This is a genomic window from Streptomyces sp. NPDC015532, from assembly GCF_043078065.1.
GTDB lineage: Bacteria > Actinomycetota > Actinomycetes > Streptomycetales > Streptomycetaceae > Streptomyces.
The window spans coordinates 179,913-204,734 of record NZ_JBIBSY010000001.1 but is presented as its reverse complement, the minus strand read 5'-3'; the positions used below and the strand labels follow the sequence as shown (position 1 = coordinate 204,734).

General features: G+C 70.4%; 19 protein-coding genes and 1 pseudogene. 11 read left to right on the top strand and 9 right to left on the bottom strand.

Features of this window, described 5'->3' with window-relative positions; translation table 11 throughout:
• Positions 1-204: 204 nt before the first annotated feature.
• Both ACF07B_RS00850 and ACF07B_RS00845 read right to left on the bottom strand, forming a co-directional pair.
• Positions 205-1,104, bottom strand: coding sequence for a hypothetical protein (locus ACF07B_RS00850; protein WP_392177284.1), 900 nt, complete (start codon positions 1,102-1,104; stop codon positions 205-207).
• A 284-nt stretch (positions 1,105-1,388) separates the two neighbouring features.
• A complete protein-coding gene (locus tag ACF07B_RS00845; RefSeq protein ID WP_392177283.1) occupies positions 1,389-2,477 on the bottom strand; it encodes an ROK family protein in 1,089 nt (362 codons plus the stop codon).
• A gap of 345 nt (positions 2,478-2,822) precedes the next feature.
• On the opposite strand from ACF07B_RS00845, the gene ACF07B_RS00840 reads away from it, so the two are divergent.
• Positions 2,823-3,914, top strand: coding sequence for a Gfo/Idh/MocA family oxidoreductase (locus ACF07B_RS00840; RefSeq protein WP_392177282.1), 1,092 nt, complete (start codon positions 2,823-2,825; stop codon positions 3,912-3,914).
• Entirely contained in the window at positions 3,911-4,384 is a 474-nt protein-coding gene (locus ACF07B_RS00835) for a heme-degrading domain-containing protein (protein ID WP_369481542.1), read from the top strand. The genes ACF07B_RS00840 and ACF07B_RS00835 overlap by 4 nt, the downstream gene beginning before the upstream one ends.
• A 190-nt stretch (positions 4,385-4,574) precedes the next feature.
• Here the strand turns inward: ACF07B_RS00835 and ACF07B_RS00830 are convergent, their stop codons facing one another.
• From ACF07B_RS00830 to ACF07B_RS00820, 3 genes are all read right to left on the bottom strand, one after another.
• Entirely contained in the window at positions 4,575-5,432 is an 858-nt protein-coding gene (locus ACF07B_RS00830; protein WP_392177281.1) for a fumarylacetoacetate hydrolase family protein, read from the bottom strand.
• Between the two features lie 224 nt (positions 5,433-5,656).
• On the bottom strand, positions 5,657-6,412 hold the full coding sequence (locus ACF07B_RS00825) for a YidC/Oxa1 family membrane protein insertase (RefSeq protein ID WP_392177935.1): 756 nt from the start codon (positions 6,410-6,412) through the stop codon (positions 5,657-5,659).
• Between the two features lie 168 nt (positions 6,413-6,580).
• Positions 6,581-6,889 carry a DUF6412 domain-containing protein gene (locus tag ACF07B_RS00820; protein ID WP_329299877.1) on the bottom strand — a complete coding sequence of 103 codons (309 nt, stop codon included), beginning with the start codon at positions 6,887-6,889 and terminating at the stop codon, positions 6,581-6,583.
• A gap of 630 nt (positions 6,890-7,519) precedes the next feature.
• Between ACF07B_RS00820 and ACF07B_RS00815 the strand changes: the two are divergent.
• Positions 7,520-8,741, top strand: a pseudogene (locus ACF07B_RS00815) (RNA-guided endonuclease InsQ/TnpB family protein).
• 55 nt (positions 8,742-8,796) lie between these two features.
• Positions 8,797-8,955, top strand: coding sequence for a hypothetical protein (locus tag ACF07B_RS00810; RefSeq protein ID WP_392177280.1), 159 nt, complete (start codon positions 8,797-8,799; stop codon positions 8,953-8,955).
• Between the two features lie 10 nt (positions 8,956-8,965).
• On the opposite strand, the gene ACF07B_RS00805 is transcribed toward ACF07B_RS00810, so the two are convergent.
• A complete protein-coding gene (locus ACF07B_RS00805) occupies positions 8,966-9,784 on the bottom strand; it encodes a class E sortase (RefSeq protein WP_392177279.1) in 819 nt (272 codons plus the stop codon).
• 319 nt (positions 9,785-10,103) lie between these two features.
• Between ACF07B_RS00805 and ACF07B_RS00800 the strand changes: the two genes are divergently transcribed.
• The 7 genes from ACF07B_RS00800 to ACF07B_RS00770 all read left to right on the top strand — a co-directional run bounded on the left by ACF07B_RS00800 (position 10,104) and on the right by ACF07B_RS00770 (position 20,446).
• On the top strand, positions 10,104-11,579 hold the full coding sequence (locus ACF07B_RS00800) for a beta-1,6-galactanase (protein WP_392177278.1): 1,476 nt from the start codon (positions 10,104-10,106) through the stop codon (positions 11,577-11,579).
• Positions 11,580-11,830: 251 nt separating this feature from the next.
• Positions 11,831-12,850: an SEC-C domain-containing protein gene (locus ACF07B_RS00795; protein WP_362389792.1), complete on the top strand. Its 1,020-nt coding sequence runs from the start codon at positions 11,831-11,833 to the stop codon at positions 12,848-12,850.
• Positions 12,851-13,028: 178 nt separating this feature from the next.
• A complete protein-coding gene (locus ACF07B_RS00790) occupies positions 13,029-14,609 on the top strand; it encodes an ATP-binding protein (protein ID WP_392177277.1) in 1,581 nt (526 codons plus the stop codon).
• 118 nt (positions 14,610-14,727) lie between these two features.
• The gene (locus ACF07B_RS00785; RefSeq protein WP_392177934.1) at positions 14,728-17,646 is read left to right on the top strand and encodes a Z1 domain-containing protein; all 2,919 of its coding nucleotides are present in this window, start codon (positions 14,728-14,730) and stop codon (positions 17,644-17,646) included.
• A 54-nt stretch (positions 17,647-17,700) separates the two neighbouring features.
• Positions 17,701-18,102, top strand: coding sequence for a very short patch repair endonuclease (locus tag ACF07B_RS00780; protein WP_392177933.1), 402 nt, complete (start codon positions 17,701-17,703; stop codon positions 18,100-18,102).
• The gene (locus ACF07B_RS00775) at positions 18,099-19,094 is read left to right on the top strand and encodes a DNA cytosine methyltransferase (protein ID WP_392177276.1); all 996 of its coding nucleotides are present in this window, start codon (positions 18,099-18,101) and stop codon (positions 19,092-19,094) included. The genes ACF07B_RS00780 and ACF07B_RS00775 overlap by 4 nt, the downstream gene beginning before the upstream one ends.
• 11 nt (positions 19,095-19,105) lie before the next feature.
• Positions 19,106-20,446, top strand: coding sequence for a DNA cytosine methyltransferase (locus tag ACF07B_RS00770; RefSeq protein WP_392177275.1), 1,341 nt, complete (start codon positions 19,106-19,108; stop codon positions 20,444-20,446).
• On the opposite strand, the gene ACF07B_RS00765 is transcribed toward ACF07B_RS00770, so the two are convergent.
• From ACF07B_RS00765 to ACF07B_RS00755, 3 genes are read right to left on the bottom strand one after another with little or no spacing between them, the layout of a single operon-like run.
• Positions 20,439-21,326 carry a DUF6339 family protein gene (locus ACF07B_RS00765; RefSeq protein WP_392177274.1) on the bottom strand — a complete coding sequence of 296 codons (888 nt, stop codon included), beginning with the start codon at positions 21,324-21,326 and terminating at the stop codon, positions 20,439-20,441. The two genes, ACF07B_RS00770 and ACF07B_RS00765, sit on opposite strands and share 8 nt — an antisense overlap.
• Positions 21,323-22,318 (bottom strand): hypothetical protein, encoded by a 996-nt coding sequence (locus tag ACF07B_RS00760; RefSeq protein ID WP_369481533.1) that lies wholly within the window; start codon positions 22,316-22,318, stop codon positions 21,323-21,325. Before ACF07B_RS00760 ends, ACF07B_RS00765 begins: the two co-directional genes overlap by 4 nt.
• Before the next feature lie 3 nt (positions 22,319-22,321).
• On the bottom strand, positions 22,322-24,466 hold the full coding sequence (locus tag ACF07B_RS00755; RefSeq protein WP_392177273.1) for a helix-turn-helix transcriptional regulator: 2,145 nt from the start codon (positions 24,464-24,466) through the stop codon (positions 22,322-22,324).
• Positions 24,467-24,822 lie beyond the last annotated feature (356 nt).

Below are 24,822 nucleotides of genomic sequence, written 5' to 3'. Positions count from 1 at the left end.
CGGAACGACGCTGTGCCGACCCGCCCAGCCTAGTCAGGACGGCACGCCCACGGCCGGGCCGCCCTGGCCGCGGCTCCGTCACGCCCTTCGCACGCCTTGCCACGCCCGGCCGGCCACCGGACCCGGACTCAGCCCCGGGTCCCCGCCGCCCTCTTACGGCTTCCGGCTTACGTCTTCCGGCTTCGCGCTTCCCGCGCCCCGGGGTCAGCGTCGGCGCGGGCGCATGCGCCGGGCCAGGGCGAACAGTCCGGAGCCGAAGGCGACGAGGACGAGCGCGAGCGCGGCCAGTGCCGGCCGGTTCGCTCCGCCGGGTCCGGTGCTGGCGAGCTGTTCGGCGGACGGCGCCGTCGTGCCGGTCCCGGTGGTGGTCCCCCTGCCCGTGTCCGTACGGGCCTCACCGGTACCGGTGGTCCCGGTCCCGGTGCCGGGACCCACGCCGGCGTCGGCGTCGGCACCGGTGTCCGCGGTGCCGTCCTGGTCCTCGCCCGTACCGGTCTCCTCGCCCGACTCCGGGTCCTTGTCCCTGACGGCGCCCTCGATCCGGAAGCGGTAGGCGTTCGACTCTCCGACCCAGTCGCCGTCGTCGTCGTGCTTCTGCACGACGGCCGCGTTCGCGACGACGGAGTTCGGGGCGCTCGCGCCGGACGCCAGGGAGAGCCGGACCTTCACGGTCAGGGTGCGGCCGGGGGCGACGGTGAACCCGGGGAAGCCGTCGTCGAACGGTGCCACGTTCTCGGCCTCGTCGCTCCGCTCGAACCTCACGGCATGGGCCCGCTCCCCCTCGTAGAACTCCAGCCGCGCCTGCTCCGGCCGCAGCGTCCGCTTCTCGTCCACGAGGACGACGACCGGATGGATCGCGCCGCAGGGGTGTGCCGTGGTGTTGGTGAGGTCGATGTACCAGGTCCCGGAGTCGCCGCCCGCCTGGTAGGCGTCGGGGCCGCCGTGGATCCGGGTCTTGATCGGAAAGTCGTGGGTGTCGGACGCGACACAGCCCGGGCGGGGCTCCAGCGCGTGCGCCGGAGCCGAGGTGAACGTCACGAACAGGGCGAGAGCGGTCGGGGCGAGGGCGGTCGGAGCGAGCGGATGAGACGTACGCAGTCGCATGAGGAGCCTTTGGCCGATCGAGAGGGGGCGGGGATCGGGAGGATCGAAAGCGTCAGTCGGTACCGGGCAATGGCCTCGTGACCCTGCCACGCCGCACCCCAGCCGCCGGACCGCCGAACGGGCGGTCACCCCCGTTCGGCCCCCGGAATCCCACCGTCCGGCGGCACCCCCACCGATCCGGCCCCCCATCGACCGGCCCCTGCGGACCTCGTCGAGCCTGCTGTTCTCGTTGAGCCTGCTGTTCTCGCTGAGCTTCCAGGAGACGACGGTCAAGTCCCGATTGCTCAGCCCTCCCCGCGCCCGAACAGCGGAGCCAGCAGCAGTTGGGCCGCGCCCTCGGCCACCCCTCGCGCTCCGCCGGGGGCCACCCGGACCGGCACCGCCGGACCGCCTCCTTCGCGCCGGGCGCGTTCCTCCAGGACGGCCCCGACCCCCTGGAGGAAGACCTCCTCGTGAGCCGCGACCGTGCGCCCTCCCAGCAGCACGAGGTCGATGTCGAGCAGCCCCACCAGATTCGCCGCTCCGGCGCCGAGCACCCGAGCGGCCTCGGCCACGGTCCCCCGCCCCACCGCGTCCAGGCACAGCACCTCGATGCATCCGCGGTTCCCGCACTCGCACTTCGGCCCGTCCAGCTGGATGACCTGGTGTCCGAACTCCCCGGCTCCGGTACGGGCCCCCCGGTGCACGGCCCCGCCGATCACGAGCCCGGCGCCCAGACCCGTACCGAGGTGCAGATACGCGAACGACCCGCCGCCCGTGACGCCGGGGCCGGACCGGGCACCGGCCCCCACCGCCACCCCGAGCGCCGCCGCGTTGGTGTCCTTGTCCACGACCACCGGCAGCCCGAGCCGCCCGGCCAGCGCGTCCCGCAGGGCGAACCCGTCCCACTCCGGGAACCCCGTCACCCGGTGCAGCACCCCCAGGACGTGATCGAGCGGCCCCGGCAGCGCGACCCCCACACCCAGCGGTGACACCCCGCCGAGCAGGGCGGAGACCTCCCCGGCCGCCCCCTCGACCACCGCGTCGGCCCCGGCTCCCAGATCGAGCGGGGCGTGCCGCTCGGCCACCACGGCCCCGGTGAGATCGCAGAGCACCGCGGTCAGCTCGTCCCGGTCCAGATGCAGCCCGACCGCGTGCCCGGCGTCGGGCACGAGCCGCAGCACCGTACGGGGCTTGCCGCCCGTGGACGCGAGACGCCCCGCCTCCGTCGCGAGGCCGTCCGCCCGCAGCCGCGCGGTGATCTTGCTGACGGCCTGCGGGGTCAGCCCGGTCCGCTCGGCGAGTTCCAGGCGGCTGATGCCGGAGGCGCCCGCAGTGCGCAGCAGATCGAGCACCAGCGCGGCGTTGTGCGTGCGCAGGGCGGGCAGGTTCACCCCGGCCGCCCCGGCGCCGGCGCCCCCGCCGGAACCCGGATTCCCGGGAACGCCGTGGTTCGCGAAGACACCGGAACCCGGATTCCCGGGGACCCCGTGGTTCGCGAAGACACCGGAAGCCCCGCCCCCGCCGTTCCGGTCGGAAGCCCCGCCGCCCGCACCGTGACGACCGGAACCGCCGGCCTCCCCGGCTCCGCCCTGATCCGCGCATTGTCCCGAGGTCCGGGGTACACCTGGATTCCCGGGCGTTCCCTGCGTCCCGGCCCCACCCGCATTGGTCCTGTTCACATCACCCATTGTCCCCTGCGCTTGCACTTTGGCAACAGCGTTGCGAAAGTAGGACGCATGACAGGCATGACTGGTACTGGTACGCCCCTTCGCGTGGGTCTCGTCGGCTACGGCCTCGCGGGTTCCGTCTTCCACGCCCCGCTGATCGCCACGACCGAGGGGCTCGCCCTCGACACGGTCGTCACCTCGAACCCGGAGCGCCAGGCGCAGGCCCGCGCCGAGTTCGGCGACGGACTCCGCTTCGCCGCGACGCCCGACGAACTGCTGGACCGCGCCGACGAACTCGACCTGATCGTCATCGCGTCCCCGAACAAGACCCACGTCCCGATCGCGACCGCCGCCCTGAAGGCCGGCCTCCCCGTGGTCGTGGACAAGCCCATCGCCGGTACGGCGGCCGAGGCCCGCGAGCTGGCCGCCCTGGCCGACGAGCGCGGCCTGCTGCTCTCCGTCTTCCAGAACCGCCGCTGGGACAACGACTTCCTGACCCTGCGCAAGCTGTTCGCCGACGGCGAGCTGGGTGACGTCTGGCGCTTCGAGTCCCGGTTCGAGCGCTGGCGTCCGCAGCCGAAGGGCGGCTGGCGCGAGTCCGGCGACCCGGCGGAGATCGGGGGTCTGCTCTACGACCTCGGCAGCCACCTCGTCGACCAGGCGCTCGTCCTCTTCGGCCCCGCGGCCTCGGTGTACGCGGAGTCGGACGTCCGCCGTCCGGGCGCGCTGACCGACGACGACACGTTCATCGCGATCACGCACGAGAACGGGGTCCGCTCGCACCTCTACGTCTCCGCGACGACCGCCCAGCTCGGCCCGCGCTTCCGCGTCCTCGGCTCGCAGGCGGGTTACGTCAAGTACGGCCTCGACCCGCAGGAGGCCGACCTGCGCGACGGCAAGCGCCCCGGCGCCGGCGCCGAGTGGGGCGTCGAGCCGGAGGCCCTGTGGGGCCGCGTCGGTTCCGGCGAGTCCCCGCTGACCGGTGGCGGCCGTCCCGAGCCGACGGTTCCGGGTACGTACCCCGCGTACTACGCGGCCGTCGCCGCCGCCATCCGTGACGGCGCCCCGAACCCGGTCACCGCCCACGAGGCCGCCGCCGCCCTGGAGGTCCTGGAGGCGGCCCGCCGCTCCGCCCGCGAGTCCGTGGTGGTGTCCCTGTGAACGCGCCCGTCGCACCGGAGATCGCCGACCTGGAGGAGCAGGAGCGCCGGCTGACGCTCCAGCGTTTCACCCACGACGACGCCTGGGCCCTCGGCACGCTCCTCGTCGAACTCGCCCGCGAGCGCGAGGCGCCGGTCGCCATCGACATCCGCCGCGGTGGCCAGCAGCTCTTCCACGCGGCGCTGCCGGGGTCCACCCCGGACAACGACGCCTGGATCGACCGCAAGCGCCGCGTCGTCGAGCGCTACGGGTGCTCCTCGCTGCTGGTCGGCTCGCGCTTCCGCGCCAAGGGCACGACCTTCGAGGACTCCTCGCGCCTGGACCCCGACACGTACGCGGCCCACGGCGGCGCCTTCCCGATCGCCGTGACGGGCGCGGGCGTCATCGGCACCGTGGTGGTCTCGGGCCTGCCCCAGGTCGAGGACCACAAGATGGTGGTGGAGGCCCTGGAGAAGTTCCTGGCCGCCTAGCGAACCGGTTCCCCGCGCCCCCGTCAGGGGCGCGGGGAACCGCGCGAGCAACCACGAACCACCCGCGGAGCACGACGCACGGCAGAGCCCCGTCAGGGGCGCGGGGAACGGCGCGAACAACCACGACGCACCCGCGGCAAAAAAAGTCACCCGGCCCCGGCGGACCCGAACCGCAAACGAAGCGGAGCGCCTACGCGTTCTTGAGTTCCTGGCGCTGCCGCCCCAGCCCCTCGATCTCCAGCTCGACGACGTCACCCGCCCGCAGGAACGGCTTGGGGTCGGGCCGGCCGAGCGCCACCCCGGCGGGCGTACCGGTGTTGATCACGTCCCCCGGGTACAGGGTCATGAACTGGCTGACGTACCGGACGACCTCGGCGACCGGGAAGATCTGCTCGGCCGTCGTCCCGTCCTGCTTGAGCTCCCCGTTCACCCAGAGCCGCAGCGACAGCGCCTGCGGGTCCGGGACCTCGTCGGCGGTCACCAGCCACGGCCCGAGCGGGTTGAACGTCTCGCAGTTCTTGCCCTTGTCCCAGGTGCCGCCCCGCTCGATCTGGAACTCTCGCTCGGAGACGTCGTGCGCCACCGCGTACCCGGCGACATGCGCGAGCGCCTCCTGCCCGGACTCCAGGTAGCGGGCGGTACGGCCGATGACGACGGCCAGCTCGACCTCCCAGTCGGTCTTCACCGACCCGCGCGGCACCAGCACCGTGTCGTCCGGTCCGACCACGGTGTCCGCCGCCTTGAAGAAGATCACCGGCTCGGCGGGCGGCTCGGCCCCGGTCTCCCGGGCATGGTCGTGGTAGTTCAGCCCGATGCACACGACCTTGCCGATCCGGGCCAGCGGCGGTCCCACGCGCAGTCCGTCGGCGTCCAGCACTGGCAGCTCACCGGCCGCCGCGGCGGACCGGATCCGGCCGAGCACCGCGTCGTCGGCGAGCAGTGCCCCGTCGATGTCGGCGACCAGTCCCGACAGGTCCCGGAGGATCCCCTCGGCGTCGAGCAGCGCGGGCCGCTCCGCCCCGGTCGTACCGACTCGCAGCAGCTTCATGGTCACCGTCTCCCTCGGTCGCGGGCCGTCCGACCGACGGGTGCGGCCGTCGGAGGACCGTGCGATCCTCCAAGCTCACGGTCCAGTCCGCAAGACCCCGTTCACGGACTGGACCGACCGGCGCCCTTCCGCAGCCGGCCGCGATGCCCTTCCCACAGCCCGGTCGCCGCACCCCCCTCCCGAGGCCCGGCCGGACGAGCCGCCCCGTCAGGCACGCGGTCCCGTCAGGCGAGAGCCGCGGCCGCGGGCACCGCGCCCGGCATGTCCCGGTAGAGCACCGCCCGCTCCACCGCGCTCCAGGCCGCACTGGTCACCACGTACAGCGCGGCAGCCAGCGGCACCACGGCCACGGTGAACAGCGTGAAGAAGGACATGAACGGCATGATCTTGGCGACCGAGGCGAGAGCGGCCGCCTGCTCGCCGCCGGCCTCACCCGCCACCGGCGCGGCGACGACGGCCGTCCGCTTCGTGCGCACGTAGTTGAAACCGGCCACGACCGTGACGACGGCGAAGAGGACCAGGTAGACGAGGCCGGCCGGGCCGAAGAGCCCGCCGTCGCCGAGCGCGTCCGCCCACCGGTCCCCGAGCGGCGCGGCGAACAGCTTGTGCCCGAGGAGGGTGTTGGCCTCGCCGCCGATCGCCGAGCTGGAGAACAGGTGGTAGAGGAGGAAGAAGGCCGGCATCTGGATCAGGCTGGGCAGACATCCGGAGAGCGGCGACACCTTCTCCTCGGCGTGCAGCTCCATCAGCGCCTTCTGGAACTTCTCGCGGTCCTTCCCGTGCTCCTTCTTCAGCTCGGTGATCCGCGGCTGGAGCGCCGCCCGCGCCCGCTGTCCGCGTGCCGCCGCCCGCGACAGGGGATGCACGAGCAGTCGTACGAGCGCGGTGAACAGGACGATCGCCGCGGCGGCCGCCGAGGCGTGGAACAGCGGCTGGAGCAGGTCGGCGATGTGCTCGACCAGGTGCGCGAAAACGGACATGAACGTGGACATGCGTGAGCCCTCCGGGGGTCTCGTCGTGCCGGGAGTACGGAATGCGGCATGACGACCCGCGCGGGTCACCCGTGACGGAGCACCACTCGGGGTGAGTCACCGGGAGTGGGGAACCACCCCGGGCGAACGGTCACCGGGGGTGGAGGGGAAGGGTGCCTACGCGGTCGCCGGGAGGGCGTGTCCGGGTGCCCTGGGGCGCGGCCGTCCGCTGGCGTCGGGATCGCGTTGCGGCAGGAAGGCCGTGCGGCGGTCGCGGTCGCGGATGGCCGTACGGACCCGGGTGGGCGGCACGACGGGCGCGCAGCGCGCCACGATGAGGGAGCAGGCCGCGAAGGCGGACCCGGCCGCGGCCGTCGCGGCGACCGCGACGGTGGCGGTGAGGGTGCCCGTGTCGAGCAGGGCGACCTCGAGGAGCAGAAGCAGCAGTACGGCGGCGGGGCGGGCGTCGGCCCAGGTCCGGGTCATCGACCGCTCCTCCTCTCGTACGTGGCGCGCGTGTCTCGTACGCGGCGCGCGTGTCCCTCCGTTCGTTATACAGGATGCTTCTCGGCGGACCGCCCGGGAAGCGACGCGGCGTCCGCCACACCGCCCGGACCGCGGTCCGTCCCGGCGGACCTTCGGAAGTCCGACCTGGCGGACCTTCGGGAGTCCGGCCCGGCCAGCCCGCCGGATTCGGCGGCCACCGGCTTCCGCGGGTCCGTCTGACCCGCGTCGCGCAGGGAGCAGCGAACGCGGCGATCCTCGCGAGCAGCCTGGGACTGATCGTGCACACCTTCTCGACCCTGCGCGGGCGGCTACGCGCGACAGGGGTGTGGGGCAAGCAGCGGCCTGCTCAACGCCGCGCTGCCGCTGCTGGCCGTCGAATCCGTGCCACCGACCCGTGCGGCGATGGACTCGGGCGCCCAGCAGGCCTTCCGCTACCGGTAATCATTCGCAGTGCTCCGGCCTTCAGGCCGGGGTGAAGCGAATCCTGTGGTCGCGACACGGAGCGTCGCAGTGGCGTTCCGGCGGAGCCGGACCCCGCTTCATGACGGTGACGGGTCGCTCACATGTTCCCGGTGACGATGCGGGTTCGACTTGCCTAATGTGATCGTCATGCGGCTCCGGTACGCCTTCAGGCTGTACCCGGACTCGGTCAGTGCACGGCGCTGGCGAAGGCGTTCGGGTGCGCACGTGTTGTGTTCAACGACGCGGTGCGTGCCCGTGAGGACGCCCGCAAGGCCCAGCAGCCGTTCCCGACGGCTGGCCAGCCGTCCACGCGCCTGATCACCCAGGCCAAGCGGACAGCGGAACGGTCCTGGCTGGGCGAGGTCTCCGCGGTGGTGCTCCAGCAGTCCCTGCGCGATGCCGAGGCTGCCTACCGCAACTTTTTCGCCTCCCTCAAGGGCACCCGCAAGGGTCCCAGGCTGGGTGCGCCCCGCTTCAAGTCCCGCAAGGACACCCGGCAGTCGATCCGGTTCACCACCAATGCCCGCTGGAACATCACCGCCGGCGGACGGCTGAACCTGCCGAAGATCGGCGCGGTGAAGGTGAAATGGTCCCGCACCCTGCCCACCACCCCACCTCAGTCACCGTGATCAAGGACAGCGCGGGACGGTACTTCGCCTCCTTCGTCATCGACACCGACCCGGCTGTCGACGCCGCCCGGATGTCCGACACCCATCAGACGGTCGGCATCGACCTCGGCCTAACCCACTTCGCGGTCCTCTCCGACGGCACGAAGATCAACTCCCCGCGGTTCCTGCGCCGGGCGGAGAAGAAACTGAAGAAGATCCAAAAGGAGCTGTCCCGCAAACAGAAGGGAAGCAAGAACCGCGCCAAGGCCCGCCTGAAGGTCGCCCGCGCCCATGCGAGGGTGGCCGATGCCCGCCGTGAGTTCCACCACCAGCTCTCCACGAAGCTGATCCGCGAGAACCAAGCGATCGGCGTGGAGGACCTGGCAGTCAAGGGACTGGCGCGCACCAGGCTGGCCAAGAGCGTGTATGGCGCGGGCTGGGCACAGTTCATCGGCATGCTGGAGTACAAGGCGGCCCGGTACGGGCGCACCCTGATCAAGATCGGCCGGTTCGAACCGACGAGCCAGGTCTGCTCCACGTGCGGGGTCAAGGACGGACCCAAACCCCTGAACGTGCGGGAATGGACCTGCACCGCCTGCGGCACCCACCACGACCGGGACACCAACGCCGCGATCAACGTGAAGACGGCCGCCGGACTGGCGGCATCGGCCTGCGGAGCGCCGATAAGACCAGGAGCAATCCCGGCACAGCGCGAAGAAACAGGAAGCCACGGATTCCCGACCGGGAACCGTGCCGCGTAGCGGTACGGCAACCAGTCGAGGAAGGCCGGAATCCTCGCCCTTCAGGGCGAGGAGCATGTCAAATCGGTTCGTGCGCCGGGGTCGCGTCCTAACGACCGCCCTGGTCACCTCCACCGGCGGACCGGCGCACGGCGCGGACATCGCGATCGCCGTCTCGGCGGGCCTCGCCGCACCGGCCGCGGCGAGCGTCCTGGTCCTGCGGGACCGGGCGTGAACCCCGATCGTCACCGGGGCCGCATGGAGGTGAGCTTCCCCCACACCGCCATGCGGTACCGGGAGGTGTACTCGGGGGTGCACGTGGTGAGCGTGATGTAGTACCCGGGCCGGCTGTACCCGTACGACGGCCGGACGGTGCTGCGCGGCACCGGGCGGATCACCCCGACGTCCCGCGCGGAGGTCCGCGGAAGCGTCCGGTCGACGGTGTACGTGTAGACGGCGGTCCTCGTCTCGACGGTGATCGTGTCACCGCGCCGGAGCCTCGGCAGGTACCGGAACGGCTCCCCGTGCGTGTTCCGGTGCCCGGCGAGCGCGAAGTTCCCTGCCTGCCCCGGCTGCTGGGTGCCCTTGTAGTGGCCGACGTAGCCCTTGTTGAGGACGCCCGCCTTGCTCACGCCCTCCGCGACCGGTACCCGCAGGGAGAGCCGCGGAATGCCGAGGACGGCGTAGGCCTGCGACCAACGGGGGCGCTCCGGACCGCCGGTGCCGCTCCCGGGCCCCGACGAGGAGTGCCGCCCCGCCGACCGTCCGGCGCCGCTCCCCCCGTCGTCGGGCCCACCCTCCCCGGTCCCCCCGGCACCGGAGGCGGCGCCCGCATCGGGGCCGGCACTCCCGGGCGCCGGGGTCCCCCACTCCCGCTCCAGCGCCTGCACCTTGCGCTCGGCACCGTGCCGCGCCTGCCGGTTGGTCCACCAGAGCTGGTGCGCGACCAGGAGGAGCAGCACCACTCCGACGGTGACGAGCACCTCGGCGCCGCTCCAGACCACGCGCCGGTACGCGGCCCGCCGTCGCCGCGTGCCGTGGTGCACGACCCCCGGAGCCCGCATCCGTACGCCCCCTTCGCCGGGCGCACGATAGGCGCAGGCCCGCCAACTCTCCAGCCCCGCGCGGCCCTTGTCCGGACCGGCACTCCTCCGGCGCCCTTCGGCGCGCCCCCGCCGAGGCTTCCTCCATCGGTTTTAGAAAGGGCTGTCACAACCCTCGACAACCTCAGGCGCCACACCCGATGCTTCCTGATGGCATCACCGGGACGGGCAAGCGCCGACGGGAGCGCCCCGGCGACCGAGTTCGAAGTCGAGTCGACAGAGACGGCCAACTCCGCCACACGGCAAGCGAGTTGCGTCGAGACGGACGGAGAAGCCAGCCATGATCCGACGCAGAACACTTCTGGCCGCCACGGGCGGTACGGTCCTCGGCGGCGCCCTGGCGACAGGCACGGCCCGCGCGGACGCGACGATCGCCGTCAACCCGGCGACGACGTACGGGAAATGGGAGGGATGGGGTACCTCCCTGGCGTGGTGGGCCAATGTCTTCGGCGCCCGCGACGACTTCGCCGACCTCTTCTTCACCACCAAGTCGACCACGTACAACGGCGCTTCACGCCCCGGCCTGGGCATGACCATCGCCCGCTACAACCTCGGCGCGTGCGGCTGGAACACCGTGGGCGGCGAGAGCATGACGGCCTCCGCCAACATCCCCTCCTTCAAGCAGATCGAGGGCTACTGGCAGGACTGGAACAACGAGGACCCGACGTCGTCGGCCTGGAAGTGGACGGCGGACGCCACCCAGCGCGCCGCCCTCACCAAGGCGACGGCGCGCGGCGCGACGAGTGAGCTGTTCGCCAACTCCCCGATGTGGTGGATGTGTCTGAACCACAACCCCTCGGGCGCGTCCGGGGGCGGCAACAACCTCCAGTCCTGGAACTACCGCCAGCACGCCTCCCACCTCGCGGCGGTCGCCCTCTACGCGAAGTCGAACTGGGGCGTGAACTTCGCCACCGTGGAGGCGTTCAACGAGCCCGCCTCCAACTGGTGGACGTCCACCGGCACCCAGGAGGGCTGCCACATGGACGCGTCCGTCCAGGCGGCCGTCCTCCCCTACCTTCGCAGCGAGCTGGACAAGCGGGGCCTCACGTCCACCAGGATCTCCGCGTCGGACGAGACGAGCTACGACCTGGCCCGTACGACATGGAGCTCCTTCAGCTCGACGGCCAAGGCCCTGGTCAACCGGGTCAACGTGCACGGCTACCAGGGCTCGGGCGGCCGCCGGGACCTTCTCTACACGGATGCCGTGACGTCGTCCGGCAAGGCGCTGTGGAACTCCGAGTACGGCGACGGAGACGGCACCGGCCTGACCCTGGCGAGCAACCTCCTCCTCGACTTCCGCTGGCTGCATCCGACCGCCTGGGTCTACTGGCAGGTGATGGACCCCACCGCGGGCTGGGGCATGGTCAAGTACGACGCGAGCACCCTGACCGCCGGCGCGGTCGAGACGAAGCTCTATGTGATGGCCCAGTTCAGCCGCCACATCCGCCCGGGCATGACGATCGTGGCCACGGGCGTGGACTACGCGGTGGCGGCGTACGACGCGACGGCGAAGCGCCTGGTGATCGTCGCCGCCAACAAGGCGACGTCGGCCCAGACGCTGACCTTCGACCTCTCCCGCTTCACGACGGTCTCCGGCGGCACGAACGGCCTGGTCCCCCGCTGGAACACCCTGACGTCCGGCGGCGGCGACCTCTACACCGCCCGCTCGGACACCTACCTCAGCGGCAAGTCCCTGGCGGTGCCGTTCGCGGCGGGGGCGGTCCAGACGCTGCAGGTGGACGGGGTCGTGGCGTGAGGCGGGGCTGAGGGCCTCGGCGGTGCGGACGCCCGTGGCCCCGGCCGCGGGCGGCCGACCGCCGGCCGGGCGACGCGTCGAAGCGTCGAAGCGTCGAAGCGTCGAAGCGTCGAAGCGTCGAAGCGTCGAAGCGTCGAAGCGTCGAAGCGTCGAAGCGTCGAACGCAACGTGAAATATGCCATCGGGGACTCCCGCGTCTCTGGCCAGCAGGTCTCTCTCCTTGGCGGCCCGGCGGCAGTACGGTGTCCCCCATGCGCCCCGACACGCCTGCCGAGAACGTCGACCACACCGCCGAAGCGGCTCGCCTGGAGCGGACCGCCGGCCTGTACCCGGAGGACGCCGAGCACCTGCTCCTGCAGGCCGCGGCTCACCTCGAACTGGCCGGCGACCGCCCCGGCGCCTCCACCCTCTACGACCGCCTTCTCGCCTCGGACACTCCGCTGGAGAAGCCCTATCTCGTCCGCGCCCTCAAGGCGTCGAACCTGTGGGAGTACGACCACGAGGCCGAGGCCCGCGCGATCATCGACGGAGTCCGGGCGGCGGCGCCCCGCGACCCGGCTCCCTGGGTGATCGTGGCGGAGGCCCTGGAGTCGCACGACGAGCTGGAAGCGGCACAGGACACCTTCACGCAGGGAACGGTCCTGCTCCTGACGGACGTACCGGAACCCCCCTACTCCACGCTCCCCCTCCTCTTCGGCCGTCACCGGGTGCGCCGCATGCTGGGCGCGGCGCACGACGAGTGGGACGCCCTGGCCGACACCCTCCACTCATCCCCGATCTCCCTGGACGAACTCCACGACCCGAAGCGCGTCTGGTCCCTCGGCTCGGACAACCCGGCGGAACTCCAGGCCGAGATCAGCCGTCTCCAGGCCGAACTGGGCACCTACCGCGAGGCCCTGTCGCGCCCCTTCCCGGTGGCGGTCCTGCACTGGTCGGCCCCCGAACTCACGGAACTGACCACCGCGTACCCGGACCTCACCGCCGAGTACCCGTCGCACGACGAGCACCTCGCGACGATAGAGGCGTCCCTGCGCGAACTGGCCGGCTCCGGCACCCCGAACCTCGGCATCGTCACCGCCACGGTCCCCTCCTACGAAGCCTTCGCCGCCTCGGAGGCCTCGTCCCCCTCGGACACGACCCTGCTCCCCCAGTACGCGACGACCCTCGCGGCCCGCGGCCTGGCGGTGGCATGGCCGCCGCAGCGGACGAGCGAGTGCTGGTGCGGATCGGGCATCTCCTACGGCGAGTGCCACGGGGCGCAGGACGCTTGAGACCGGCACGCCACACCCCTTGGAACGCGGTCCCTGGAACGCCTCCGGGGGCCGCACGCGTATTCGTGTCGGCCCCGTTACTCCTTCACAACTCGTTCACGCTAACGTCACACCCGACCTGCTGAACCCGGCACGCCCGCACCCCTCCCGGACGTGTCCCTGCGCGCGAGGACCACGTATGCCGCCCTACCAGCCGTCTTCCGACTGGCAGTTCGACGTACCCACGAGCGGGAGCAAGCGACTCCCCCCGGCGGCCAGGTCGTTCGAATCACTCGCGCACCAGGGCTACGGCTTCGAAGCGGCCATCGCCGACCTGATCGACAACTCGATCGACGCCGGAGCCCGCGACGTCGTCGTGAGCTTCCTGCGGGACACGGGTGAGCGCGGCGGACGGGACCGCCTCGTCGGCCTGCTCGTCATCGACGACGGCCACGGCATGGACGAGGCGGGCCTGGACACGGCGATGACCGTCGGCGGGCGCGAGAAATACGCCGTCGGGGCTCTCGGGCACTTCGGCGCCGGGCTGAAGGCCGCCTCCCTCTCGCACGCCGACGCGCTCACCGTCATCAGCCGGACGAAGCGCAGCCCGTCGACCGGCCGCCGCTGGCTCACCGCCCGTGCGCGGGCCGACTTCACCTGCGACATCGTCGACGCGACGTACTGTCAGGACCTGGTCGACCGCTACGACGGGATCATCGACTGGCACGGCACGATCGTGCGCTGGGACCAGGTCCGTCCGTTCGAGACCATCACCGCCGGTCAGACCGACCGCTACCTCAACGACGCGATCGAACGTCTCGAGACCCACCTCGGTCTCTACCTCCACCGCTTCCTCGCCCGCGACGGCTTCCACATAGACATCGTCGTCGAGGACGTCCACACCCGGGAGGAGCTGGACCACCGCAGCGTCGAGCCCATCGACCCGTTCGGGTACCGGGTCCCGGGCAGCCCCGGCTATCCCCGTACGTACACCGCGCCTGTCGAAGGCCTCGGAGACGTCTCGCTCACCGCGCACATATGGCCGCCCAAGTCGCCACTGGTCGCCTACCGCGGCATCGGCCCGCTCGCCGAGCGCCAGGGCTTCTATCTCTACCGCAACGACCGACTCGTGCAGGCGGGCGGCTGGAACGACACCCGCAGCCCGGAGAGTCACCTCGCCCTCGCCAGGATCGCCCTGGATCTGCCGTCCGAGCCCAACGACGTTTTCTCGCTGACCGTCAAGAAGGACGGTGTCCAGGTCACCCCGGCGTTCGCCCGCGGTCTGGAGAAGGCGGCGAACCCCGACACCGGCCACACGTTCACCGACTACGTCCGTGACGCGGAGACGGCCTACCGCGAAGCCGCCAAGCGCCGCACCGAGGTCAAGCGCATGGCCGTCATCCCGCCCGGCAAGGGCATCGACCCCAAGCTGAAGCGGACCCTGCGGGACGAACTGCCCCAGCTGGAGGGCGTCGACCCCATCACCTTCATCTGGACCAGACTCGACGTGCCGGCCGGCGTCGACCCCGCTGAACTCGTCTTCACGATCGACCACAAGGAACGCCTGGTCGTCCTCAACAGGGACTACCGGCAGGCTTTCAACGGCGGTCGGCGCGGAGGTTCCAACGACGCTCCGGTTCTCAAGAGCCTTCTCTACCTGATGCTCAACGAAATCTTCCAGAAGGAACGGGTCTGGGCCAATCAGACCGACAAGGTCGCCCTGTGGAACAGCGTGCTCGTCACCGCGGTACGGGCCGAACTCGCCCGCGCCGAGGACTAGTCCACCGCTCTCCCCGCATCTTCCCGTACACCAGAGAGGCCTCCCGACCACCGTGACCGCCGAGAACGCGCCCGCCGCCGACCACCTCACCGACCTCCACGGCGAGGTGCTCGACGCGATGAGCCGGCGCGGCCCCAAGCATTTCGCGAAGCTCGCCTTCGCGCTCGCCGACGACGCCGAGGAGCCGGCGGACACAGACGTGGCAGGTTTCCACGAGCGCATCCTGGCCGCGGCCCCCGGAGACGACCTGCTCGCCGTCTGGCGCCGCAAGCTCACCGCCTGGGATTTCGAGCAGACCCCCTCGTGGTCGGCCACGACGGCACGCACCCCCGAGCGGCGCGCCGAGGTCTACGACAAGCTCGCGCTGGACGCGGATCTCCGCAAGGCGTTCGACGCGGCCGTTCCGGTCCACACCGAACCCGGTCCTGTCACCATCAGCCGCGAGTTCCAGCCCTGGTACACCCGGGAACAGGCGGCGAACCGCTCCTTCTACTGGACGTCGTACGAGCGTCTGTTGCGCCGCAAGGGCTGGGGGGACGCAGCCGTCTGCGGTCTGGACGAGGCCGCCCACGCGGTCGTGGAGCGGCTCGCCGACCCCACCCGTGACGACCCCTACGGCGCCCGCGGACTGGTCGTCGGCTACGTGCAGTCCGGCAAGACAGCCAACTTCACCGGGGTCACGGCCAAGGCCATCGACGCCGGCTACCGGCTGGTCATCGTGCTCGGCGGCACCCTGAACCTGCTGCGCGGCCAGACCCAGCGCCGGCTCGACATGGAACTGATCGGCCAGGAGAACATCCTGGGCGCCGCCGACCCGAACGACCCGGACGCCCTGGTCGGCATCGACTACCAGGACGACGAGGACTGGCCGGCGAAGTTCGTCTCGTTCGGTGCCCGCCCCTCCCTCCTCGGCGCGTTCGACATCGAGCGTCTGACCTCGCGCGACCGCGACTACATGTCTCTCGAACGCGGCATCAGCGCGCTGGAGTTCGAGAAGCCCGACCGCACCCGGCCTCTGCACGACCCGGCGAACCTGCACGCGGCACGCGCGCGCGTCATGGTCGTGAAGAAGAACAAGTCGGTGCTGGAGAAACTGGTCAAGGACCTCAAGAAGATGGGTCCGATCCTCGGTGAGATACCGGCCCTGATCATCGACGACGAGTCGGACCAGGCCTCGGTGAACACCACGGACCCGAAGAAGTGGGAGGACGGCAAGGTCACCCGCACCGCGATCAACGGCCAGATCAGCAAGCTCCTCAAGCTGCTGCCCCGCGCCCAGTACGTCGGCTACACCGCGACCCCGTTCGCCAACGTGTTCGTCGACCCGGGCGACGACGAGGACCTCTTCCCGCGCGACTTCCTGATCTCCCTCCCCCGGCCCAAGGACTACATGGGCGTTCAGGACTTCCACGACCTGGACTCCGTCGACGGAGAGGAGGGCGAGGCCGAGCGGAAACACGTCCGGGGCATCTGCGACTGCACGGGCGACCCCGGCATGGGGTCGGAGTCCACGGGTGACCGCCTCCAGGAGGCCCTGGACGCCTTCGTCCTCACCGGGGCGCTGAAGCTCTACCGCGCGGAGCACGACGTTCCCTCCGACCCGTTCCGGCACCACACGATGCTCGTGCACGAATCCGTCCGCATGGCCGAACACGCGGTGCTCGCGCAGCGCATCAACACCATGTGGAACAACGCCGCGTACACCGGCCCCGAGGGCCACGCACGCCTGGCGTCCCTCTTCGAGAAGGACTTCCACACCTACGCGGACGGCTCCCTGCCCACCCCCGCGACGTACGAGGACCTGAGGCCGTACGTCCATGGGGCGCGTCGCCTCATCAACCAGGGCGGCACGCCCGTCATCGTCGTCAACGGCGAGAGCGAGCGCGACTACGCCCAGCCCGACCTCGACTTCGACCGCACCCCGAACGTGTGGAAGATCCTCGTCGGCGGCACCAAGCTGTCCCGCGGCTTCACCGTCGAGGGCCTGACGATCACGTACTACCGCCGGACGACCCAGCAGGCCGACACCCTGATGCAGATGGGCCGCTGGTTCGGCTTCCGCCCCGGGTACCGGGACCTGGTGCGGCTCTACATCGGCCGCGAGGAGACCCTCGGCCGCGGGCGCAACGCCAAGACCGTCGACCTGTACGAGGCCTTCGAGGCGATCTGCCGCGACGAGGAACTCTTCCGCGCCGAACTGGCCCGCTACGCCCCCCTGGTGGACGGCCGCCCCCAGGTCACGCCGGCCCAGATCCCGCCCCTGGTGGCCCAGCACCTGCCGTGGGTGAAGCCGTCGGCCCGGAACAAGATGTTCAACGCCGAGCTGGTGGAGGTGCGGTCGCCGGGGACCTGGGTGGAGCCGACCGCCTACCCCGACACCCCGCAGGGTTTGGCCCACAACACCGAGTGCTGGGAGCCCGTGCTCGCCGCGCTGGGGCAGGACCCGGTACGTCTGTCGGTCGGCGACGGCCCCGAGTACGAGGCACGCGTGGGGACGGTCTCGCACGAGACGCTGACGAAGGTGCTGTGCGACCTGCGCTGGTCGCTCCCGAGCCAGTTCTCGCCGCACCTGGAGTTCCTGCTGGGCACGGGACGGCGACCGACGATCGACGACTGGCTCGTGATCACTCCTCTGCAGACCTCCGTCAGGCGCGTGGAGGCTCGCATCCTGGGGCACGGACCGTTCACCCCGGCCCGCCGTACCCGCAGGCGTGGTTCGCTCTTCGGCGCGGTCAGTGAGCCGAAACATCGCGCCGCCGCCCTGCGCGTCGCGGGCACCGTGGAGACGCCCGGGAACACGACGGTCGAGCAGCACCTCCACCCGCGTCGAGGCGCCCTGCTGCTCTACCCGGTGGTCGAGTCCGAGCCCCGACTCGCCTCCGACGGGACGATCGATCCCGGTGACCTCGTGATGGCCTTCTCCTTCGTCGCCCCGATGTCGTCGGGGGAATCCGAACGCCCCCTGATCCGGTTCCGCACGATCGACTCCAGCCGGCAGGATGCGATCGTCATCGACCGGGACGACGTACGTATTTGAGGCGCGAGAGCATTGGACAACGTGAGGCCCTCCTCTCCCGCCGTCTCGGCGCGCATGTCCCGCCAGGCCAGCAAGAACACGAACGCCGAACTGGCCGTGCGGCGGCTGCTGCACGCGGCGGGCCTGCGCTACCGCGTGGAGTACCCGGTGCCGGGCATGGCACGACGCCGCATCGACGTGGCCTTCACCCGGGCCAGAGTGGCCGTCCTGATCGACGGATGCTTCTGGCACGGGTGCCCGGAGCACGCCACGCGGCCGAAGGCCAACGCTGAGTGGTGGCGCGAGAAGCTGGACCGGAACATGGCCCGCGACCGGGAGACGACGGAGCACCTGGTCGCGCAGAAGTGGGTGGTGCTGCGGTTCTGGGAGCACGAGACTCCCGAGGAAGTGACCGCGCGGGTGGCCGCGACCGTGCGGCGACGACTGGCAGAACGATCGAAGGGCCGTGAAGAGTGACGGGACTGACGTTCGTGGACGTGTGCTCCGGAGCCGGTGGCTTGGCCCTCGGGCTGGAGCAAGCGGGATTCGCACCACGTCTCCTTCTGGACGACGACGAGGTCGCCGTCGCGACCCTGAGGACCAACCGGCCCCGATGGAACGTTCTGCGGTCCGACCTACTGGATTTCGATCCGGCCGAGCACCCCGAGAGCCACGACGTCGACCTCCTCGCGGCCGGTCTGCCCAGGGTGAGGTCGACGGCGACCGCCGGGCGGGTGGATTCGGGCCTGGAGGAACGACTGTTGAAGGCAACGGTCTATCTCGTTCACGCGATCAGACCACGGGCTGTGCTCATCGAGAACGTCCCCGAACTCACCCACTCGGACAGCCATGAGGCGTTCCGCGAATTCGCCCGTATCGAACTGGATCACTTGGGATACGCGTTCCGTTGGTTCGTCGTGGACGCCGTCGACTTCGGTGTACCGCAGAACCGGAAGCACGGCGTCCTGGTGGCTGTCCGGCGGCAGTGGGCCGAGGCGTTTCGACCGCCGGCGCCCACCTCGCGAGAACCGATGACGGTGGGTGCCGCTCTGGGACCGTCCATGGCCGCACGCGGTTGGGCCGACGCGACCCGCTGGGCCGATCAAGCCGATCAACCCGCTCCGACGCTCGTCGGCGGGTCGAAGAACCGTGGCGGAGCCGACCTGGGGCCGACGAGGACCAAGAAGAAGTGGGCCACGATGGGCGTGAACGCGCACACCGTGGGTGACAGAGTCCCCGGCCCCGACTTCGTCTGGGACCCTGAACTCGGCCGGGAGAATATGGTGAAGCTCACAGTCGAACAGGCCGCCCTGTTGCAGGGGTTCCCGGCGACGTGGCAGATCAGCGGCCTGAAGACGGCCCGGTACCGCCAGGTCGGACACGCGACGCCACCCCCCGTCGGGAAGGCGCTCGGGCTGGCCGTCGCCGAAGCGCTGCACAGTGGTTCGACGATCTTCGCTGCCGGCTAGACTTCAGCCCCATGACCAGCACGGTGCCCCAGCAGTCCTTCCTCGACAGACCCTTTGTCCTGGACCTCTTCGCGGGACCCGGTGGACTGGACGTCGCCGGGCATGAGCTCGACATCCCGAGCCTCGGCATCGAATGGGAGAAGAGTGCCTGCCTGACCCGCTACGCGGCGGGGCTGGAGACCCTCCATGCCGACGTGAGCGCGGTTCGCCGGGACGCCTTCGAGTCGCTTCCGCCGGAGATCAATGTGCTCGCCGGTGGACCTCCGTGCCAGACCTACTCAGTGGCCGGGCACGGCGCGGGCCGCGAAGCCCTGGAGGAAGTCAAGCAGTACATCCACCGACTGGTCGCGGGCGAGCCCGACGAGGCGATCGACAAGGATCTGAAGAAGCTCAGCGATCCGCGCACCGCCCTGGTCCTCGAACCTCTTCGTTACGCCATCCGGGCGACCAGGAGCCGGGCCCGGGCCAACCGCCCGTACGACGTGATCGTTCTGGAGCAGGTACCCACGGTCGCCCCGGTCTGGGAACACTATGCCAAGGCGCTGAGGGACAAGGGTCTGCCCGACGGCACCAAGTACGAGGTCACGTTCGGTGTTCTCGCCACCGAGAGGTACGGGGTGCCGCAGACGCGATCCCGCGCCGTGTTGATCGCTCGACGTGCCGGGCTCGGTCAGCCCTCCCTCCCCTCGCCGACCCACCGCGCCTACGAGCCGAAGGCCTGGAACCGCAGGATCGCCTCGGGCGAGAACCCGGTCCATCAGCCGACGCTCGACGACGCGGAAGCGCGAGGTCGTGGGAAGAAGGCAGATCAGGACCTACCGTCGTGGAAGTCCATGGGGGAGGTACTTCGCGACCGCGTGGGCACACATCCCGGGCGAACCACTCCCTTCCTTGTCCGCTCGAACTACGGCAGTTCCGGAATTCCCGGGCGCCGCGGGGTGCGGACCGACCAGCAGCCCGCCGCCACCGTCACGGGTCGTATCTCCCGCTTCGTGGTCTTCGAGCACCTCGACGAGAACGTCGTCCACGAGGGCGCGCGCTTCAGCATGAACGAGGCGGGGATGCTGCAGAGCTTCCCGCCGGACTACCCGTGGTCCGGTACGGCACAGGCCCAGCAGGTCGGCAACGCCGTGCCGCCCGCGTTCGGCATGCACCTGCTTAGCGCCGCGCTCGGTCTTCCCACTCCCGACACACAGCTCCTGCGCAAGCCGTGGCAGGCGGCCACGGAGGACCAGCGGGCCAAGTCGCGAAGCCACGGTTGCGGAGACGCGGACGCGTGCACCGAGAGGTGCCCGCGCCCGCAGGACCAGGTTCCACCGCCCTCCTCGCGCCCGCGCAAGAAGGTCAAGTAGGTCGATCCGCGCTTCGCCGACCCCTGACCGGTGCCGTCTCGAACAGGTCGGCGAAGTAGTCGGTGAGCGCGACGACGGATTTCTCCGGAACGGGATCCTCGTCGGGCCCTTTGGGGAGCGCGTGCCGTTCCACGGGGGGTGCCGATCCCGCCTCCGCGATCCAATCCCGCAGACGGGCAGGGTCCCTGGGTTCGTCCGGCGCCAGGATGTCGTAGATCAAGGTCGCGCCGGCCGCGTTGATCGCGGTACTGAGGCCGTTGACCCCTCGGCCCGTGGCGACCTGTTCGTTCCGCAGGAGCCTGACCAGGGCCTGGGCGGTGGGCCGGTGGTCGATCAGCTCCATCCGGAGAACCGTGTGGATGAGGTCCTGGTTTCCGCAGGCCGCCTCGACCGGCTCATAGTCCGACCCGTTCCGGAAGAGTTCGGCCGCCCACCACAGGCGGGAGAAACACTGGCGGTCGGCGACACCCCGAAAACGCTCTGGAGCGATTCGCCTTTCCGGCCTCTTGGCAGTCGGCTCCGAGAGATGGCGCCAGGCGACATAGTCGGGGGCCACAGCAAGGGCGATGTGGTTCCACAGCCGCTTGTCCGCCGCTTCCCGCCGTGTCAGGCGCAAAGTGGCGTGGAGCCGTGGCGCGAGCCACGCGTCCGCTCGGGTCCGTTCCTCCCTGAACTCGAACATGGCGTCCTCCACCAGACCCCGGATCGGTTCGACCGACCACCTGGCGTCGTCCTCGGCGAGGGGCTCGACGACCTTGGCGAGATCGATGCCCCCGTGCACCTGCTCGCCTCTCAGCAGTTCCTCCGTGAGAAACGGATCGGCGGCCGGTGTGGGGAGATGGGCCAAGCGCTCCGGTACGTGGTTCGGTCTGGTGATCATGCGTCGCTCCCGCGGTTCATCTGTTCCAGACTGCGAATGACGTAGGCGAGGGCCTTGGAGGCATCGGCCCGACGGACCGCCGCGTAGTGGATGCGGGTCTGCAGCTCCACCCAGCCCGAGTCACCGGTGCGACGTCGATGCACCTGGCGCAGTGCCTCCTCCACGTGCACTCCGGGGATCACGTCGGGGAGCATCTCCCGCAACACCTCGCCCTGCCAATCGGTCGGGAAGACCGGGCCGCCGCCGGGCTCGACCTCCAGATCGCCGATGGCGCCGTGGAACACCGCCGTCCAGGCATCTGTGGCCATCTGGGACACCACGAGGTCGCGCACCTTGCTGTCGACACCGGAGCCCCTGCTGTCCAGCAGGCCCATGACGCTCTCGACGTCGGTGTTCACGAGGACCGTGGGAACCCGGGCCGAGACGTCGACGATCCAGGGGGCGTCGGCGTACGCGTGCAACCACTCCCGGGAACTTCGCTTGAACGAGGCTTTCTGGACGTCCAGTTGCAGTCCTCGGGTCGGCTCCTCCGAGACCGTGTCGATGACCCAGTTCCGGTCGGTCTCCGCGATGGCTCGACCGCGTACGTCGTCCACCGTGGCGACGGCGTGCACAGCGAGAGAGGCCCGCCCCATGTGTTCGTCACGGAGCAGTTCCAGCGATCCGGACCAGTCTCGACCGTCGTCCGTGTCACGTCCCAGTTCCACCGAGGTGCGGATGTTGGTCTCGCCGTCGGTCAGTACGGCGAGGACCTGTAGATCGGACCAGGGCGCGTCGGAGGCGTTCGCGCCGGGCGGCAGGGTCGCCGACAGACGGATCGTGGCGCTCACCCAGTCGTCGTGACCCGCGACACCGAGCGCCACGGTCTGCTGCTGGGTCGAGTAGGCGGTGGTCTCCAGCGGATCGCGGGTGCCGTCGGACAGTCTGAGCGAGACCGAGGTCACCCTGAGCGTCACCGGTCGGTTGAGTCGCTTGTACGGATAGATCTTCACGTGTCATTCCCCCTTACCGGCTCGGAGTTCGACGACAAGGCGGGTCAGCGTCGTCCTGACCGGGTGGCTGGTGACGTCGGTGGATCCTCGGAACTTCGCACGCCGGACACCCGGTGTGAAGCGCAGGACTCCGTCCTGCACCTCACAGCCGTCGACAGCCACGAGCTCGGCCCAGTCCAACCTCGGGCGGCCTCCGGACCGCACGTCCATCTGGACGACCGGCACCATCGGAGTGATCTCGTCGCCACGCGGAATGCTCACCTCGGCGGTGATCAGCCACTCCCCGTCCTCGCCGATCGTCGCGTCCAGTCCGTCCAGTACCGGGACCACCGGTCCGGAGGGTGCCTTCGGCTTGGGCTTCGCCTTCACCGTCAGTGCCTTGCGCAGAGCCTCACCGCCTTCACCCGTGCTGCGCTTCGGCCGGGCTACGAGCTCCTTGACCGCGCTGTTCACCTCGGTGGTCAGCATGTTGATCCGGCGGTACGCGGAGGGGGACCAGCGCAGGGTCAGCTCCTCCGTCTGCCCCCAGCGATCGTGCTCGGGCGGCTCCGCCGCCCGGAGGAACTCTTCCGCCTCCTTCGCGAAGGGGGCCGATTCCCCGGCGGCCTCGCCGACCAGGACGACGGCCTGGAACGGGTTCGTCCCGAGCGGCAGGTTCGGCACACCGGTCTCTTTGACCGTCATCCGGTTGCCGCGCAGGGAGTGGACCTGATTCTTGTCCCCGTCGTCATCCACGCCGTCGGTGACCAGCAGCACGGCCTGATGGACACCCAGCGTGCCCCGAGGAGCTCCGGAGAGCGGCAGCTTCAATGGAACGGTGCGCGCCGCCACATGCCCGGCCTCGGTGAGCCGGTCCACCGTGGTGCCCTCGTAGTACGCCCGAAGGGCCCGGGTTCGCGACGGCTGCTTGTCGGAAGGATCGACCTGCTCCTCCTCCATCACCACCTCGCCGTTGCGCAGGGATCGGACGGAGACCTCCAGCAGGGGAAGCCTGTTGCCACCGCCGGTCATCGCGGCCCAGAAGTCCCGCCCCAACGCCTCGACCAGGCGACGGTGCATCTTTCGGATGTTCCGCGTGTCGTCGGCGCCTTCGTCGTCCGTCATCTCGTCGTCGTCGGCATCGGACGACCTCTCGTCGAGGCTGGCCACGTCGTGCGCCCCGACGATCAGGAAGGAGGTGCCCGGCTCGTCGTTCTCCCGGGTCAGGTGCAGGCGGGCCACGGTCTCCTCGTCCGCCCACCAGGAACGAGCGACCTGGGCGCCCGCGGAATCGGGGTCCGGACGTCCGAACCACGCGGGGCCGGCGTACGGACGACCCTCGACCTCGCGCCAGGGCAGCTCCAGACGGCCGATGACTCGGCGCTCGGTACGACCCTCGTGCGGAACGGACAGGGTGGAGTTGATGAGCACGAGCCCCAACGCGCTGGTGGCCCAAAGAGTCGCCTTGCCGAGGCCGTACGAACCACCCGCCCCGTGACTCGACTTGAGACTCTCCAACTGGCGTCTGACCACTGCGGAGAACTTGCCGTCGCCGTAGTCGTCACCGATGAGCCCGGAAGCGTTGTAGTCGTCGACCCGCAGCAGGACCAATCGACCCTTCTCGTACATGTCACGCACTCCCGCGTCCACGACTCGGCCGACCTTCTGGTTGCCCGCACCCTCCGAGACGGCGGAGTAGTGGGGGAAGAGATCGTTCCAGAGGATCGCCTCACGGAAGGCGTCGAGCGCCTCGCCGGTCAACTCGTGCAGCGTATAGCGGACCTTGACAGGTCGCCCGTTCTCCGGGAGGCGTTCGTCGAGGCTGTTCTGGCAGGTCTCTCGAGCGAGCACCTGCACGTCGGCGTCGAAGGCGAAGGCCGCGGCATTGCCCAGGTCACGGCCGCCGTCGGGGTACCCCGGGCGGTGGTACCAGGTGGTCGGCAGACCGGTCTGGGTATCCGTGGTGCGGGTGTGCACCGTACCGACGTCGGTGCCGAGCGCTTTGGCGATGTCCAACATGACGGTCGGGCGCGGAGTCGACCTTCCGGTGATCCACGCGGACACGGCGGCCCGGGTCAACTGGAGTTCCTCGGCCAGTTCGGCCTGGGTCTTCCCCGCAAGCTTGAGCTGCCGAGCCAACCATGGCCCGAACTCCTCGCCTGTCTCCACGCGTCACCTGCTCTTCCCCTCGGAGCCGCGGCAGGTCGCACACGGCAGACCCGGAGGCTAATTTGACGCCGACTCGACTGTCAACCAACAGTTGATCGGGCGCGACACCCTCACAGCTCTTCGCCAGATGCCCGATTTCGGCAATTCACCCAGCCTTGCCCTGTATGTTCAATCCAAAAGCGGAACGACCAATTCCCCATCTCCCTGCCGAGAGAAGGCAGTTGAGGGTTGCCAGCTTGCGGCACCACCCGATAGCCTTGCATCGACGGAAAAGCCGTCTCGCTCGAAAACCCGAATTCGGGAAGCTCGGGCGACGGGACACAGCTGTACCCAAATTCAGAGTTGGACCGAAAAAC

Excerpts from the sequence above, each read along its gene's own strand:
- ACF07B_RS00850 (WP_392177284.1), bottom strand. The coding sequence starts at position 1,104 with ATGCGACTGCGTACGTCTCATCCGCTCGCTCCGACCGCCCTCGCCCCG.
- ACF07B_RS00840 (WP_392177282.1), top strand. The coding sequence starts at position 2,823 with ATGACAGGCATGACTGGTACTGGTACGCCCCTTCGCGTGGGTCTCGTC.
- ACF07B_RS00830 (WP_392177281.1), bottom strand. The coding sequence starts at position 5,432 with ATGAAGCTGCTGCGAGTCGGTACGACCGGGGCGGAGCGGCCCGCGCTG.
- ACF07B_RS00825 (WP_392177935.1), bottom strand. The coding sequence starts at position 6,412 with ATGTCCGTTTTCGCGCACCTGGTCGAGCACATCGCCGACCTGCTCCAG.
- ACF07B_RS00820 (WP_329299877.1), bottom strand. The coding sequence starts at position 6,889 with ATGACCCGGACCTGGGCCGACGCCCGCCCCGCCGCCGTACTGCTGCTT.
- ACF07B_RS00810 (WP_392177280.1), top strand. The coding sequence starts at position 8,797 with ATGTCAAATCGGTTCGTGCGCCGGGGTCGCGTCCTAACGACCGCCCTG.
- ACF07B_RS00805 (WP_392177279.1), bottom strand. The coding sequence starts at position 9,784 with ATGCGGGCTCCGGGGGTCGTGCACCACGGCACGCGGCGACGGCGGGCC.
- ACF07B_RS00800 (WP_392177278.1), top strand. The coding sequence starts at position 10,104 with ATGATCCGACGCAGAACACTTCTGGCCGCCACGGGCGGTACGGTCCTC.
- ACF07B_RS00795 (WP_362389792.1), top strand. The coding sequence starts at position 11,831 with ATGCGCCCCGACACGCCTGCCGAGAACGTCGACCACACCGCCGAAGCG.
- ACF07B_RS00790 (WP_392177277.1), top strand. The coding sequence starts at position 13,029 with ATGCCGCCCTACCAGCCGTCTTCCGACTGGCAGTTCGACGTACCCACG.
- ACF07B_RS00785 (WP_392177934.1), top strand. The coding sequence starts at position 14,728 with ATGAGCCGGCGCGGCCCCAAGCATTTCGCGAAGCTCGCCTTCGCGCTC.
- ACF07B_RS00780 (WP_392177933.1), top strand. The coding sequence starts at position 17,701 with ATGTCCCGCCAGGCCAGCAAGAACACGAACGCCGAACTGGCCGTGCGG.
- ACF07B_RS00770 (WP_392177275.1), top strand. The coding sequence starts at position 19,106 with ATGACCAGCACGGTGCCCCAGCAGTCCTTCCTCGACAGACCCTTTGTC.
- ACF07B_RS00765 (WP_392177274.1), bottom strand. The coding sequence starts at position 21,326 with ATGATCACCAGACCGAACCACGTACCGGAGCGCTTGGCCCATCTCCCC.